The 16,779-nt window shown below is 32.4% G+C and carries 12 protein-coding genes and 1 pseudogene; 9 read left to right on the forward strand and 4 right to left on the reverse strand.

The genetic code is table 11. The annotated features are described in order from the left end of the window. The first annotated feature begins 13 nt into the window (after nt 1-13). The gene (locus AC3VJB_RS07755; RefSeq protein ID WP_073181379.1) at nt 14-787 is read left to right on the forward strand and encodes a C40 family peptidase; all 774 of its coding nucleotides are present in this window, start codon (nt 14-16) and stop codon (nt 785-787) included. A gap of 88 nt (nt 788-875) precedes the next feature. On the opposite strand, the gene AC3VJB_RS07760 is transcribed toward AC3VJB_RS07755, so the two are convergent. Continuing rightward, a complete protein-coding gene (locus tag AC3VJB_RS07760) occupies nt 876-2,114 on the reverse strand; it encodes a tetratricopeptide repeat protein (RefSeq protein WP_437822880.1) in 1,239 nt (412 codons plus the stop codon). A gap of 16 nt (nt 2,115-2,130) precedes the next feature. Beyond that, nucleotides 2,131-4,632, reverse strand: coding sequence for a DNA gyrase subunit A (gyrA, locus tag AC3VJB_RS07765; RefSeq protein ID WP_047789770.1), 2,502 nt, complete (start codon nt 4,630-4,632; stop codon nt 2,131-2,133). 308 nt (nt 4,633-4,940) lie between these two features. On the opposite strand from gyrA, the gene AC3VJB_RS07770 reads away from it, so the two are divergent. From AC3VJB_RS07770 to AC3VJB_RS07790, 5 genes are all read left to right on the forward strand, one after another. Next, on the forward strand, nt 4,941-7,499 hold the full coding sequence (locus AC3VJB_RS07770) for an ATP-dependent Clp protease ATP-binding subunit (protein WP_047789771.1): 2,559 nt from the start codon (nt 4,941-4,943) through the stop codon (nt 7,497-7,499). A gap of 160 nt (nt 7,500-7,659) precedes the next feature. Continuing rightward, entirely contained in the window at nt 7,660-8,220 is a 561-nt protein-coding gene (locus AC3VJB_RS07775; protein WP_497667002.1) for a helix-turn-helix domain-containing protein, read from the forward strand. 86 nt (nt 8,221-8,306) lie between these two features. Continuing rightward, the gene (locus AC3VJB_RS07780; RefSeq protein WP_497667003.1) at nt 8,307-10,724 is read left to right on the forward strand and encodes a heavy metal translocating P-type ATPase; all 2,418 of its coding nucleotides are present in this window, start codon (nt 8,307-8,309) and stop codon (nt 10,722-10,724) included. Nucleotides 10,725-10,880: 156 nt separating this feature from the next. Further along, nucleotides 10,881-11,102 (forward strand): heavy-metal-associated domain-containing protein, encoded by a 222-nt coding sequence (locus tag AC3VJB_RS07785; RefSeq protein ID WP_437822887.1) that lies wholly within the window; start codon nt 10,881-10,883, stop codon nt 11,100-11,102. An 834-nt stretch (nt 11,103-11,936) separates the two neighbouring features. After that, a complete protein-coding gene (locus tag AC3VJB_RS07790; protein WP_497667004.1) occupies nt 11,937-12,470 on the forward strand; it encodes a toxin-antitoxin system YwqK family antitoxin in 534 nt (177 codons plus the stop codon). A 55-nt stretch (nt 12,471-12,525) separates the two neighbouring features. Here AC3VJB_RS07790 and AC3VJB_RS07795 read toward each other — a convergent pair whose 3' ends face one another. After that, entirely contained in the window at nt 12,526-13,491 is a 966-nt protein-coding gene (locus AC3VJB_RS07795) for an IS110 family RNA-guided transposase (RefSeq protein ID WP_281979320.1), read from the reverse strand. 409 nt (nt 13,492-13,900) lie between these two features. Between AC3VJB_RS07795 and AC3VJB_RS07800 the strand changes: the two genes are divergently transcribed. From AC3VJB_RS07800 to AC3VJB_RS07810, 3 genes are all read left to right on the forward strand, one after another. Next, the gene (locus AC3VJB_RS07800) at nt 13,901-14,413 is read left to right on the forward strand and encodes a hypothetical protein (protein WP_159613930.1); all 513 of its coding nucleotides are present in this window, start codon (nt 13,901-13,903) and stop codon (nt 14,411-14,413) included. Between the two features lie 180 nt (nt 14,414-14,593). Next, nucleotides 14,594-15,010 carry a hypothetical protein gene (locus AC3VJB_RS07805; RefSeq protein ID WP_497667005.1) on the forward strand — a complete coding sequence of 139 codons (417 nt, stop codon included), beginning with the start codon at nt 14,594-14,596 and terminating at the stop codon, nt 15,008-15,010. Between the two features lie 782 nt (nt 15,011-15,792). Beyond that, a complete protein-coding gene (locus AC3VJB_RS07810; RefSeq protein ID WP_167713457.1) occupies nt 15,793-16,599 on the forward strand; it encodes a toxin-antitoxin system YwqK family antitoxin in 807 nt (268 codons plus the stop codon). Nucleotides 16,600-16,643: 44 nt separating this feature from the next. Here the strand turns inward: AC3VJB_RS07810 and AC3VJB_RS07815 are convergent. After that, nucleotides 16,644-16,751: pseudogene (locus AC3VJB_RS07815) on the reverse strand (IS110 family transposase); the annotation flags it as partial. Between the last annotated feature and the right edge of the window lie 28 nt (nt 16,752-16,779).

Below are 16,779 nucleotides of genomic sequence, written 5' to 3' on the forward strand. Positions count from 1 at the left end.
CCCCAACCAGTAGATGTCTTTCGGAATTTGTAATTTAAGTATTGTACCTCTTCGATCAGAGCCTTCTGATGCTTCAGAAATGGTAAATCAAGTTGTTTTTGGTGAGCACTTTGAAGTTTTAGAAAAAACTAAAAAATGGAGTAAAATACGGTTAGCTTTTGATGGTTATCAAGGATATGTTGACAATAAACAATATGAAGAAATTTCAGTAGAGGTACACAGTCTTTTATTAAAAGAAAAAAAACACTATGCCGGTGAATTAATTGATTTTATTACTGATAATAATAGTAATTTAACTACTATTCCTATGGGAGCTCGACTTCCTTTATTTAAAGACAATAAAATTAACATTAATAATTCCTCATTTTTATATGAGGGCAAAGTATGCAATAGTAAACTAGCAAAATCAGCAATTGTAGAAACCGCTTTCTTATTCTTAAATGTTCCTTATTTATGGGGAGGTAAATCGCCTTTTGGCATTGATTGTTCTGGGTTTACTCAAACAGTATATAAATTATGTGGATACAACCTTCTACGTGATGCAAAGGAACAAGCAACTCAAGGTGAAGTTTTGAGTTTTATTGAGGAAAGTGAGCCTGGTGATTTAGCTTTTTTTGATAATGAAGAAGGTATTATTACCCATGTTGGGATTATTATGAATGATTACAACATTATACACGCTCATGGAAAAGTTCGTATTGACAAGTTGGATCATAGCGGTATTTATAATATTGATACACATCAACACACACACAAACTTAGAGTAATTAAGCGTTTAGTTGAATAAATAGTTTTACAGATTACCTTATAAATTAGTTATAAAAAAAACCGAAATTCTAAAATTTCGGTTTTTTTTATAACTAATTTATCTACTACTATTGCATTGATTTATATAAGTCTCTATATTCAGCCGCTTTATTACTCATTTCTAACACCTCATATAAATTCATTAAAGTTTTTACAGTATCTACATTTCTATTTAAACTATCTGCTTTTTCTAAAAATGGGATTGCTTCCTTATAAACTTCTTTTTGTTTAGCTGCTAACTCATCATATTTTTTAAAATTTGATAAGTTTTTATTCATTTCTTCTACAATAGCTTTTTCTTTATCTAAAACTACTACTGCTAAATTCATATAAGCATCTGCATAATCAGGTTTTAACTCAACTGCCTTCGTGTAATACTTCTTCGCATCATCCATTCTACCTTCATTGAAATTTACAACACCTAAATTATAATATAATGTTGGGTTTTCAGGGTCTAAAGCTACAGCTTCATTCATCAATTCTCCAAACTTATCCATTTTACCCATTTCAACATATAGTTGAGCTTCGTTTAAAATTAAATTTAAATCTTTTGGATTAGAAGCACGAGCATCTTTAAAAGCTGCAATAGCCTCATCTGTTTTTCCTTGCTCTTTTAAAATTAAAGCTACATTTTTAACAATTGTTGCTGATTTTGAATCTGAAGATTTTACGTCTGGTTTTACATAGTTTCCTGTTTTTACCATTAAGTCTCTTCTTGCCTTGTCATTTCCAAAACTTTCAACTTTTCCTGTAGTTTTATCTGTAGCTACATATTGCTTTTCAATACCTGTGTAACCTATTTTTTGTAATTCTCTATAGTACTCAATCGCTTTATCATAATCTTTAGCTTGGGTAGCAGCAACTGCAGCATTATAAGCAAAAGATGTATCTGTAGGACTTAACACATATGTCAAATAGAAGTCTTCAGCTGCATTTTTATAATCCTTTTTATTATTATATAAATCAACCGCTTTTTTAGAAACTTCTTGAATCATCTGATTTAAGATAGGCTTAGCTTCATCTGTATACTTGTTTTCTTTCATTGCTATTAAAGCATTGAAAGCTTCACCAGCATTCTTGTAATCTTTTTTTGCTGCTAATGCTTTACCTTTTAAGAAATAAAATTTAGATTTATATTTATCTTCTCCGTTCATCATTAAAGATCCTTCAATAGCATTTAAAGTATTTAATGCTGTTGTAAAATCTTGTTTTTTTATAGCTTTCTCAGCAGCTTTAAGTTCTGATTTTTGAGCAAATGCCCCTAACGACATTAATCCTAAAGAAAGGGCTAAGATTTGTTTTTTCATTTTTGTTATGATTTATTTATTGTTGTTCTTGACTATCATTTGTTTCATTTTCAATTTCCATGCCATCTTCTTCTTCATCTTTTTCATGCATTACTTTTGCTACAGCAGCAATATCATCATTATCTTTAATGTTAATCAGTTTAACTCCTTGAGTTGCTCTACCCATAACACGTAAATCTTCCACTGCCATTCTAATTGTTAGTCCTGATTTGTTGATAATCATTAAGTCGTTTGAATCATCTACATTCTTGATAGCGACTAAATTACCAGTTTTTTCTGATATATTCAACGTTTTAACTCCTTTACCTCCACGATTCGTTATACGGTAATCTTCTAATTTAGAACGCTTTCCATATCCTTTTTCTGAAACAACTAAGATATTACTTTCCATATCATTAACAGCAACCATACCAATTACCTCATCATTTTCATGCGATAATGTAATACCACGAACTCCCGAAGCTGTTCTTCCCATTGGACGTGTTTTAGCTTCTTCAAAACGAATTGCTTTCCCCGATTTAAGTGCTAGCATTACTTGGCTATCTCCAGTAGTTAACTTCGCCTCTAGTAACTCATCACCTTCTTTAATAGTTATTGCGTTAATACCATTAGCTCTTGGACGAGAATATTGTTCTAAAGGCGTCTTCTTAACCTGACCTCGTTTTGTTGCCATAATAACATAATGATTATTGATATAATCTTCATCTTTTAAATCACCTGTTACTAAGAACGCTTTTACCTTATCGTCTTGCTCGATATTTATTAAGTTTTGAATTGCTCTACCTTTGGTATTCTTTCCTCCTTCTGGAACTTCATATACACGCATCCAGAATACTTTTCCTTTTTGAGTAAAGAATAACATATATTGATGGTTAGTACCTACGAATAAATGCTCTAAGAAATCTTCATTACGAGTAGTTGCACCTTTTTGTCCACGCCCTCCTCTATTCTGAACCTTGTATTCATCTAAATTTGTACGCTTTACGTAACCTGCATGAGAAATAGTAACAACAACTTTAGAGTTAGGAATCATATCTTCGATACGCATATCTCCTCCTGCATACTCAATTACAGAACGACGATCATCACCATATTTTTCTTTGATATATAATAGTTCGTCTTTGATTATTTGATAACGTCTCGGCTCATTTGCAAGAATATCTTTTAAATCGGCAATAGTCTTAATAATTTCATCATACTCTGCTCGTAACTTATCTTGTTCTAGTCCTGTTAACTGACGTAAACGCATTTCAACAATAGCACGTGCTTGAATTTCTGTTAATTCAAAACGCTCTATCAATTTTTCACGTGCTTCATCTGCGTTAGAAGAACCTCTAATAATAGAAATTACCTCATCAATGTTATCAGAAGCAATAATTAATCCTTCTAAAATATGTGCACGTGCTTCTGCTTTCTTTAATTCAAACTCAGTTCTACGAACAATTACTTCATGTCTATGCTCTACAAAATAATGGATTAACTCTTTTAAGTTTAACTGTTCAGGACGCCCTTTAACTAAAGCTATATTATTTACACTAAATGATGTTTGTAATTGTGTGTATTTAAATAGTTTATTTAAAACGATATTAGGAATTGCATCTCGCTTTAATATATAAACAATACGCATTCCTTTACGGTCAGATTCATCACGAATGCTTGCAATACCTTCCAGTTTCTTTTCATTAACCAAATCAGCAGTTTTCTTAATCATTTCTGCTTTGTTAACTTGGTAAGGAATTTCAGTAACAACTATACATTCACGTCCCTTAACTTCTTCAATAGTTGCTTTAGCACGCATTACAATACGTCCACGACCTGTATGGAAAGCGTCTCTTACTCCATCATAACCATAAATAATCCCTCCTGTTGGAAAATCTGGCGCTTTGATGTGTTGCATTAACTCATCAATTTCAATGTCGCGATTATCAATATATGCCACAGTACCGTTAATAACTTCTGTTAAGTTATGCGGTGCCATGTTTGTTGCCATTCCTACTGCAATACCAGAAGCTCCATTTACTAATAAGTTAGGAATACGTGTAGGAAGTACTGTTGGTTCTTGTAACGTATCATCAAAGTTTAATTTATGATCTACAGTATCTTTTTCTATATCAGATAACATCTCTTCTGATATTTTCTGCATGCGCACCTCTGTATAACGCATCGCTGCAGGGCTATCTCCATCAACAGAACCGAAGTTTCCTTGCCCATCAACCATCATATAACGTACACTCCAATCTTGAGCCATACGTACCATAGAATCGTAAACCGAGGTGTCTCCGTGTGGGTGATATTTACCTAATACCTCTCCTACAACTCTTGCAGATTTTTTATATGCTCCTGTGGATTTAATTCCTAATTCATGCATACCAAACAAAACTCTTCTATGCACTGGTTTTAAACCATCTCTTACATCTGGTAACGCTCTCGATACTATCACCGACATTGAATAATCGATGTATGCTGACTTCATTTGCTCTTCAATGTTGATAGGAATCAACTTTTCGCCATCTGTCATATATTTTCTTTTAAAATATTAGTATTTATTTTCGTCAAAAAAGTGAATTTTACACTTGATAAAACCCACTTTTTAAAATGCTTTCTAGTTCTCCGCATTTTCTAAAACATTGCAAGATACTACAACCCTCAGTTTTACACAAAAAATATACTAACTGTTTTACGTTTATTTATTAACAATTTTATATGTTATATTAAACAATAATTTCTTAATTTACTCGTCAGAATGTCAGTTAAAAACTATTGGCATCTTTTTTGTAATTTTTAAGAAAAAAACTTACTAACTTTACAGAGATAGAAAATAAATATATGGACGATAATTTTTCACCACAGGTTAGAGATGTAATTACTTTCAGTAAAGAAGAAGCCTTAAGACTAGGTCATGACTTTATTGGAACAGAACATCTTTTGTTGGGTTTGATTAGAAAAGGTGATGGAAAAGCCATTGAAATATTAACAACTTTTGATGTTGATTTAGATTTAGTGCGTAATAAACTAGAAAAACTAAATCCGACAACCCCATCTTTTTCAAGCCCTCAAAGAAAGAGTTTACACCTTACCAGACAAGCAGAAAAAGCTATAAAAACAACCTTTTTAGAAGCTAAACTATACCAAAGCAATGCAATAGATACTGCACATTTGTTACTATGTATTTTGCGTAACGAAAATGATCCTACTACTAAATTACTTCAAAAGTATGATGTAGACTATGAGCAGGCTAAAAACTTGTACAAAGAACTACACGTAGATGATGACTCGTTTATTTCTCCTATAGGGGAAACACCTTCTGATGATGAATTTGCTGACGAAAAATCAAACCCTTACGGGCAACAACCTCAAAAAGGAAAGCAAGTTAAAAAATCTAAAACTCCTGTTTTAGATAACTTTGGGCGTGATTTAACAGCCTTAGCTGTTTCAGGAAAGTTAGATCCTGTTGTAGGTCGTTTAAAAGAAATTGAGCGTGTTTCTCAGATTTTAAGTAGACGAAAAAAGAATAACCCAATGCTTATTGGAGAGCCAGGTGTTGGTAAATCTGCTATTGCAGAAGGATTAGCTTTACGTATTGTAGATAGAAAAGTATCACGAATTCTATTCGACAAACGCATCGTTTCTCTTGACTTAGCTAGCTTAGTTGCTGGTACAAAATACAGAGGTCAGTTTGAAGAACGCATGAAAGCTTTAATGAATGAGCTTGAAAAGAACGATGATATTATTCTTTTTATTGATGAAATTCACACCATCGTAGGTGCTGGTGGAGCTACTGGTTCGTTAGATGCTTCTAATATGTTAAAACCTGCTTTAGCCAGAGGAGAAATTCAATGTATTGGTGCAACTACTTTAGATGAATACAGAACAAATATTGAAAAAGACGGTGCTTTAGAGCGTCGTTTTCAAAAAGTAATTGTAGATCCTACTACCGTAGAAGAAACCATACAAATTTTACACAATATCAAAGGCAAATACGAATCGCATCATCATGTTTCTTTTACTGATGAAGCTATTGAAGCCTGTGTAAAATTAACCAACCGTTATATGACTGATCGCTTTTTACCAGATAAAGCTATTGATGCTTTAGATGAAGCTGGATCGAGAATTCATATTACAAACATTGTAGTTCCGCAACAAATTTTAGAATTAGAAGCGAAACTAGAAGAAATTAGAGGACGCAAAACTAAAGCGGTAAGCGGACAAAAGTACGAAGAAGCTGCAAAGCTTCGTGATGACGAAAAAAATATAGAAACAGCTTTAGAGTCTGCACAACAGCAATGGGAAGAAGATTCTAAACTACATAGAGAAACTGTTACCGAAGATAATGTAGCTGAAGTAGTATCGATGATGACAGGAATTCCTGTAAATCGTGTTGCCGAAGCAGAAAGTAGTCGTTTAGCAGAATTACCTCAATTAATAAAAGGTAAAGTAATTGGTCAAGATGAAGCTGTTACCAAAGTAGTAAAAGCTATACAGCGTAACCGTGTTGGGTTAAAAGACCCTAACAAACCAATTGGTTCTTTTATCTTTCTAGGTTCAACGGGTGTAGGTAAAACACAGTTAGCAAAAGTATTAGCTCGTGAGTTATTTGACTCTGACGATTCTTTAATTAGAATTGATATGAGTGAGTACATGGAGAAGTTTGCTATTTCTCGTTTAATAGGTGCGCCCCCAGGATATGTTGGTTACGAAGAAGGTGGACAATTAACTGAAAAAGTACGTCGTAAACCTTATTCTGTAATCTTATTAGATGAGATTGAGAAAGCACACCCTGATGTATTTAATATGCTGCTACAAGTCCTAGATGACGGGCATATAACTGATAGTTTAGGTCGAAAAATAGATTTTAGAAACACCATTATTATCATGACTTCAAATATTGGAGTTCGTAAACTAAAAGATTTTGGTGGTGGTGTTGGTTTCGGAACTTCTTCTAAAAAAGAACAAGAAGACGCCCATGCCAAAAGTATTATTGAAGGTGCTTTAAAGAAATCTTTTGCTCCAGAATTTTTAAATCGTATTGATGATATTGTAATTTTTAACTCTCTTGAACGTGAAAACATTCATAAAATTATTGATATTGAATTAGATAAATTACTAAAACGTATTGATGATTTAGGTTATAAGCTTACGTTAAGCGATAAGGCTAAAGATTATATTGCTGATAAAGGTTTTGATAAACAATACGGAGCTCGTCCATTAAAAAGAGCCATTCAGAAGTATATTGAAGATGCACTAGCTGAAGAAATTGTTAACTCTAAACTAGATGAAGGTGACGCTATCTTTATGGATTTAAATGAACCTGAGCAAAAACTCATTATTAAAATAGAAAAAGGTGAAAAACCTACTGAAACTCGTACTGAAATAGACGAGGATTAATAAAACAAAAATCCCGAGTAAAAAATACTCGGGATTTTTTTATCTCCTACCTTAGCAATACTATCGTAGTGTTTATAGTTATAAGATTGAAATAATTTTTGATTCATAGCAATCACTTATCCTTATCTTTGTAAACCTAACAAACTATAATAAAAATACTATGACCCTCACTATTAAAAACATGGTTTGCAATCGCTGTATCCTTGTCATTCAAAATGAATTAGACAAATTAGGTCTGGGTGTAAAAAGCATTAAATTAGGTGAGGTTATACTAGAAAAAGAACTTACTTCAGATGAAAAAGAAAGTCTGGACAAGGTTTTACTTGATTTAGGCTTCGAGATTATTGATGATAAAAAAAGGCGCATTATTGAAAAGATAAAAAACTTAATCATCAATTTGGTACACCATCAAGACAGTGAAACAAAAATCAATCTATCTGAACTATTAAGCAACGAACTACATCACGATTATAATTACTTATCCAATCTTTTTTCTGAAGTAGAAGGTACTACTATTGAAAAGTATTTTATTGCTCAAAAAATAGAAAAGGTAAAAGAATTACTTGTTTACGATGAATTATCATTAAGTGAAATCGCCTTTCGTTTACACTATTCAAGCGTAGCATATTTAAGTAATCAGTTTAAAAAAGTTACAGGATTAACGCCAAGTCACTTTAAAAAAATCCGTAAAGACAGAAGAAAACCATTAGACGAGGTGTAAATCTTATAAATCAATTCCAAAATTCCACAATAAATTTTCTCTAACTTAATGCCAACTTTGTATTGTACAATTAATACAGTAAAAAAATGGCAACAAATAACAATAAAGATATCATTTACCTACCTCTAGAAGGTGTGGAAAGTGAACACTGTGCTTTAATCGTTGAAAAAGGACTAACGCATGTTGAGGGAATTGAAACCCATAAAGTAGAACTAAACAACCAAAGAGCTGCTATTACGGTTACTAACGAAGAAGTTCTTGCAAACGCCGTTACCGCTATAAAAGATTTGGGCTATGGTGTAACCACTGTTAAAAAAGTATTTCCAGTATTGGGTATGACTTGCGCCTCTTGTGCAGGAAGTGCTGAAAGTATTGTTAGCTACGAACCAGGTGTAGTAAATGCTTCGGTAAATTTTGCTAGTGGAAATTTAACGGTAGAATACCTTCCAAACATGACCAATGCTACAAAACTGCAAAAAGCAGTACAAGGTGCGGGTTATGATTTGCTAATTGAAGACGAAACCAAACAACAAGAAACCCTCGAAGCTATTCATGAAAAGAAGTTCAAGCAACTAAAAACCAAAACCATGTGGTCGGTAATACTTTCGTTGCCTGTAGTTGTTATTGGTATGTTTTTTATGAACATGCCTTACGCCAACCCTATTATGTGGGCCTTCTCTACCCCTGTGTTATTATGGTTTGGTAAAGACTTTTTTATCAATGCATGGAAGCAAGCCAAACATCGTTCTGCTAACATGGACACTTTGGTCGCTTTAAGTACAGGTATAGCGTATATTTTTAGTGTATTCAACATGTTATTCCCTAAGTTTTGGGAATCTAGAGGGTTAGAAGCACATGTATATTTTGAGGCAGCTTCAGTTATCATCGCATTTATTCTGTTAGGAAAATTACTGGAAGAAAAAGCCAAAGGAAACACCTCATCTGCCATTAAAAAATTGATAGGGTTACAACCTAAAACAGTTGTTGTAATACAACCTGACGGAACGGAAAAACAAACCCCTATTGAAAATGTGAATGTAAATGATACTATTCTTGTTAAACCAGGAGAAAAAATTGCTGTAGACGGTATTGTTACCACAGGAAGTTCGTATGTAGATGAAAGCATGTTAAGTGGTGAACCTGTTCCGGTACTAAAAGAAGAAAATGAAAAAGTATTTGCAGGAACCATCAACCAAAAAGGAAGTTTTCAATTCAAAGCAGTTAAGGTTGGAAAAGAAACCATGCTAGCTCAAATTATTAAAATGGTGCAAGATGCACAAGGTAGTAAAGCTCCTGTACAGAAATTGGTTGACAAAATTGCAGGTATTTTCGTTCCTGTGGTTATGAGTATTGCTGTTATTACATTTATTATATGGTTTATTTTAGGGGGTGATAACGGAGTAGTTCAAGGATTATTAGCTGCTATCACTGTATTGGTTATTGCATGTCCTTGTGCTTTAGGTCTTGCTACTCCTACCGCTATTATGGTGGGTGTTGGTAAAGGTGCCGAAAAAGGTATTTTAATTAAAGATGCTGAAAGCCTTGAATCTGCTAAAAAAGTAAATGCTATTATTTTGGATAAAACAGGAACTATTACCGAAGGAAAACCAGAAGTTACTGGTATATCTTGGTTACAGAATAATGATACTGCTAAGAACATTCTTTTAAGTATTGAAAAAAAATCTGAACACCCATTAGCAGAAGCAGTTGTAAAGTTTTTAGGAGATACCGCCACTACCCCACTAACAAATTTCGACAGTATTACAGGTAAGGGTGCTAAGGCTGATTATAACGGAGAAACCTTTTTTGTGGGTAATAAAAAACTATTAGCAGAAAATAAAGTTACCATAGCGGAAGAACTTTTAAAACAAGCGGACGAATGGAGCAAACAGGCTAAAACAGTTATTTGGTTTGCTAATAATAAAGAAGCACTTTCTGTACTTGCTATTTCAGACAAAATAAAAGAAACCTCGGTACAAGCTATTAAAGAGTTACAGGCTATGGATATTGAGTTATATATGCTTACGGGTGACAACGAAGCTACCGCAAAATCTATTGCTGAAGAAACAGGTATTCAATATTACAAAGCTGAAGTATTGCCACAACATAAAGCCGATTTTGTAAAAGAATTACAACAACAAGGAAAAACCGTTGCTATGGTAGGTGATGGTATTAACGACAGTACTGCCCTAGCTACTGCCGATGTAAGTATTGCCATGGGAAAAGGTAGTGATATTGCAATGGATGTTGCTAAAATGACCATTATATCATCTGACCTAAGTAAAATACCGCAAGCCATAAAACTATCAAAACAAACAGTAGCTACTATTAAACAAAACCTATTTTGGGCATTTATTTACAACCTTATTGGTATTCCTATTGCAGCTGGTATTTTATATCCATTTAATGGTTTCTTATTAAACCCTATGATTGCCGGTGCAGCTATGGCTATGAGTAGTGTTAGTGTGGTTAGCAATAGCTTACGATTAAAATGGAAAAAGTAACAAGTGTTTCGGCACTAGCAAGTGTCGGAACGTTTTAAATCTGACTTAAAAGGTAAATCTGTAAATCTCACAAATCAATCTTAAAATTGTACAACAACAAACAACGGTATTGTCCTGAAATTTGCAGTATTCAATAACAAATAATTTTTTAATATAATGGAAAATAATAAAGAGTTAAAATTCAAAACAAACCTTAACTGCGGAGGATGTGTATCAAAAGTACAAACTGATTTAGACAATGCTGAAGGTATTTGCCATTGGGATGTAGATACTAATTTTGATGATAAAGTTCTTACCGTAAGTTCTAAAGGAATTACTGCGGATGAAGTAATTGCTATTGTAAAAAGTAAAGGTTTTAAAGCTGAACCTTTAGTATAAAAGCAAGTACACAATTCTCACTTACGGTACAAATTGAAACAAACAAGAACACCTGTGCTTTTGTAAGCTGTTAAATTAACTGTTTATAAAACTTTACACTTTAATACACCTCTCTTTGGGGTGTATTTATTTTTTATAAATGGTTTCTTTATACACCACAGCACCTAACAAACATTTTTCTACACAATACGAATATTTTACCTTTTTACTTGTTTGAAGTTGCTCTCCTTAGGCAGTGAATGACACTCCCCTTAGGCGGGGAGCATCGTTCCCCTTACCGAGGGAGTGTCACTCCCCTTAGGCAAGGAGTGTTGACCCGATTAGGCTTGGGGTGTCGACCCGATTAGGCTTGGGGTGTCGACCCGATTAGGCTTGGGGTGTCGACCCGATTAGGCTTGGGGTGTCGACCCGATTAGGCTTGGGGTGTCGACCCGATTAGGCTTGGGGTGTCGACCCGATTAGGCTTGGGGTGTCGACCCGATTAGGCTTGGGGTGTCGACCCGATTAGGCTTGGGGTGTCGACCCGATTAGGCTTGGGGTGTCGACCCGATTAGGCTTGGGGTGTCGACCCGATTAGGCTTGGGGTGTCGACCCGATTAGGCTTGGGGTGTCGACCCGATTAGGCTTGGGGTGTCGACCCGATTAGGCTTGGGGTGTCGACCCGATTAGGCTTGGGGTGTCGACCCGATAAAAAAGTTACACTTTTTTATCTTACTTTTTTATATTTGAGAGTGTTAATAAAATTGCTAAAAGTTCCGTATACCCTACCGTAAAAGGAATATATAAGTAATTTTATTACGTATATAAACTAGTTGTAGGTAATTTGACCGAAATATGAAAATACCGTTTTACATTCTAATTTTAGTTTTCATTTTAAGTTGTAAATCGACTAAAATAGTTTCGGAATCGGAATCGATTTCTAAAAAAACCGAAATGCAATTTTATGAAAACGGACTTTTAAAAAGCATAGGACAAATTGACTCAGACCTTTTATCTAAAGCAGCTCGAATCGGATTATGGAGTGAATTCTATGAGAATGGCAAACTGAAAGAAACTGGAGAATATAAAACTGACTCGTATGTGAATTGTTGTATTGCTGGACCTTGTGACATAATTTACAGTTACAAAATTGGCGAGTGGAATTATTATCACGAAAATGGACAATTAAGAGCAAAAGGAATTTACAAAATTGACAAAAAACACATTGAAACAACTTGCGAAGGCGGAGACGAAATTAACATTGGATTTCTAAATGAAAATTGGAAATTCTATGACAAAAACGGAACTAAAATAAAGCCGACTGAAAAGGAAATAAAAGAGATTGAGGAAAATGGAATTGTGGACGAATTTGATGTAATGGAAAAATGAAAAAACTACCTACAACAAAGAACTGAGGTAAAAAACAAGTTAACTTTATACTTTTTTAAACCAACGTACTTTTATAATTTGCGTCATAAGGCAAACCACTTTTTACAATAGCAAAAGCTTGTTTTAGTAGCTTATTACATACCGCTATTAAAGCTAGTTTTTTACTCTTACCTTTAGCAACTATTCGGTCATAAAGCTCTCTACATGCTTTGTTGTATTTACAAGCATTAAAGCTACACATAAATAATAAATTTCTAAGCTTTGGATTCCCCATTTTACTTATTCGAGGGCGTCCTTTTATACTACTGCCTGATTCTCTAATAGTGGGTGTAATACCTGCGTAACTACACAACTCTTTTGCTGAAGTAAAACGCTTAAATCCATCGGTAAAAACTAATAACATTAATGCTGTTTTATCCCCTATTCCTGGAATAGACTTTAATAAAGTTATTTCTTCTTGATAACTCTTTTTTACATTCTCTAGCAACAAGTCTTCTAATTTAACTATCTCTTTTTGTATGTTTTTCAGCTGCCTTTTTAAGGAATTAACTACCAATTTTGAGGGAGTTCCTAATACTGATTCGCCATGAAGCTTGTTCTTTAATTGAGTAGATTGTTTCGTATAAACACTCAACAAACGTACTATTTGTAAACATTCTTGTTGTTCCTTACTATCTCCTTTCCATATAGAAGGAGATTGACTTACGCCATAATTATATAACTGCTTTGCATCACTCTTATCCGTCTTTACTTTTGATAAATTCATCTGAATAAAACGCTTAACCTTCAACGGATTTTCTACCGATAACAAAACTCCTTTTTCTGTTAAAAAATAAGCTAACCGTACATGATAATATCCTGTAGCTTCCATTATACAATGTGTTAAATCAGTTGTGATTAACAACAGCTCTTTAAAACCTGATGCATCATTTTTAAACTGATACCAATTTCCTTGATAATCATATACATCTAAAACGTCTTTACTTACATCGATTCCTAAAAATTGTTTATTTTTACTCATAAGAAAAAAGGATTGGAAAGAAAATAACTACTATCAATTAAACAACTTGAAATCGAGATCTTGGTCTCACAGAACTGAACGAATTCGAAGTAGTAAAAGCGTAGGGATTATCAATGTTGACGAAATCTAGGTTTCAACGTATATCATAACCTTACTCTACGCTTTTTTCTTTCTGGTTTTTATTACTAAATTTAAACAATTGCTAACTTAAGATGTATAACCGCAATTACGATGGATTCGACTACATCCGAATCCACTCGGAATTGCTAATGCCAGTGCTAAACCGAAAATTAACGAATACTAACCCGTAACTGACGGTTATACGAGCCGTTGGCGGTAATTAAAAAAGAGGATGATCACTTGATTGAATTTAAGTAAAATAGGAAATTTTTGATAAAATTTAAAATTAATGTTAAACGAAGAACTGAAAGATCAAATTTTACAAACAAAACTGACTTATCTTAATGCCTATTTGGATGCTCTTGAATTAATAAATTCATACTCTGTAATTGGAATGAGTTATAAACTTTTTGCTTTTAATTTTTCAGCAGGAAATATTCATAAGGCAATTCAAGATAATTCATATGAGCTTTTCGGCGTATATCCTAATGACTGGGAATTTAAAATAAATGAATGTAAAAACTGGAAAGAAAAATTAGAATCCGAATTAAAATCAAACTTTAACAGAAGAAACTACAATAGTTTACCTGAAAGTGAATTAGTAAAGGACTTGAAGCATAGTATAAACTCTTCTATCGATTATTTTATTAATTTATTGAAAAATGAATTTGCTGAAAATTCATATAATATTTATGAACTAAGTTTAACCAAAGCTAGCTTTTACAGAATAGTTGGAATAGATTTAATTTTTGAAATTGATAATACGAAAATTATATTTTTACAAATAATTGGTAGTGATTAAAAAACTACCGCCAACAAAGAACTGAGGCAAAAAACAAGTGCATTTTATACTTTTTTAAACCAAAGTACTTTTATAGTTTGTACCTACCACACTATAAATCACTTTTCACAATAGCAAAAGCTTGTTTTAGTAGCTTATCACACACCACTATTAAATTAAATAATCAGAAAAATAAAAAAGATGAAAAATTATACTGAAAAAGAACTTTTATATAAAATAGAAAATTTTAGACCAGAAAATGATGATTTTACACCTTTGGAAAATCTTTTTAATGAACTTTACGGTAATTTTTTAAAAAAACATACATCAAACAAAGCTATGGTTACCTTATTTAAGGTATTAGAAAGATTCAGTGAGGTAAGTGAGCCTAATGTATTTTGGAATATCATGTATTCACTAGAAGACATGGATGGTTTTGAACAAGAATATGTAAATTCTTTAAAAAGAAAAGCTTCTGATATAACGATTATGAACCTAAATGCACTTTTTAACTCTAATGTTACTTATGTAGGAAATGAAAAAATGGAAGATCTTTTAGATTACATTATAAACAACCCAAATACATCTAGTTCTACAGTAAAGTATATAAAAGAGTAGTTTGTTAAGATAGAAGAAGAAAAGGTTAAAGATGAAATTGAATTGAAGGAAAAAACGTCAGACAAAAACATTAAAGAAAAGAATAAAAAATGGTGGGAACTCTGGAAGTAAAACTATCTACAGCATTTATTATAATTAATAAAGGTTTAGTCTTAAAGTTTAATGTACTTTCATTATGTCTAACAATTTTTTTGCTTTGTATTTTATTAGTATTTCTCCAAAACATGAAGCTAAAGTAATAACTACTATTACACATAAAGAAAAAGAATAAGAGTACAATATCCTACTTTTGAACTGATAAACAGCAAAGATAATACCTTTCGAGAAGGAAGTAATAAGATGGTATTAGAAGAACCTTTTTTTTAAAAACTATAAACGTACAACAACGACTCCCATAAGTAATTACTACTTATCAGCTATTAACAAAAAAACTCGCGGATTTTCTATTCGGTTTTTACTTGCTTAAAACATGTTACAAACAAATAGAGATCAGCAAACTACTGGAAATGAAGAGTAACTGAAAATTCTAAAGAGTAAGGAAACTTTTAAAAATGAAAAAACCGTAATAAATATATCTCCTGTTAGCAAAGAATCATTTCAGTCTGTATCAATAATATTATTCTTGTATTTGAATTTTAAATAGAATATCTACCTGTGTAACAAATATAAATAATTGCTTGTTTTATCTTATTTCTTAAAATCCTTTCAGTTTTTTAATTTTGTGTGCATTTGCTAAATTTAATAGCATCAAAACAAACAAAACCATTATAATCAATTAAATAATGAAACTCAAGAAAAAATATATACCCTTTTTTTTAGTACTTTTTTTAGTATCAATAAATTCTATAAGTGCTCAAAATTACATTGATTATTATGACAATGGAAGTAAAAAATCTGAAGGTTTTAAAAATAGTGAAGGAGTAGCGTATGGTAAGTGGACATATTACAGAAAAGACGGCTCTATAAATTCTATAATTAATTTTGATAAAAATGGAAACCCTAAAGGTACTTTTGTTCTTTATTATAAAAACGGACAAATTCAAACTACATGTAGTTACTCTGGTAAAGGGTTTTACGAAATGGATGGAAACTACGAGAGTTACTATAAAAACGGGCAGTTACAATCTACTGGGGTTTACAAAGAAAATAAGCCCGTTGGAAATTGGATAAATTATTGGAGCAATGGTCAAATTAAATCAAAAGAAGAATATACTGAAAAAGGCATAATTCAAAAGAATATTGAATACTATAAAAATAGTCAGTTACGACTTGATGCTAAATATAATGATGTAGGTGATTTTGTTGGCAAATTAATTATATACTATGATAACGGAACTATATATCAAGAAAAGGAATTTGATGAAAGAGGAAATAAGATAGGTACACATACTAGTTTTTACCCTAATGGAAATATTATGGAAACTGGTAGCTATTTAGGTACTGATTATTTTACAAAAGCTGGAGTTTGGCGAACTTATTATAAGAATGAAAAATTGAAATCAAAAATTGAATACAATCAAGAAGGGAGAATCATAAAAAAAACACTTTATGATAAAGAAGGTGATAGTATAAATATTAATAAAAAGTAAAACAAAACTAACTACGATAAAAAACAAGTAAATTTTATACTTTTTTAAACCAACGTACTTTTATAATTTGCGTCATAAGGTAAACCACTTTTTACGATGGCAAAAACTTGTTTTAGTAGCTTATTACATACCGCTATTAAAGCTAGTTTTTTAACCTAAAAGCTATCTCTATAAAATTTG

The sequence above is a fragment of the Tenacibaculum sp. TB-53 genome (assembly GCF_059716285.2).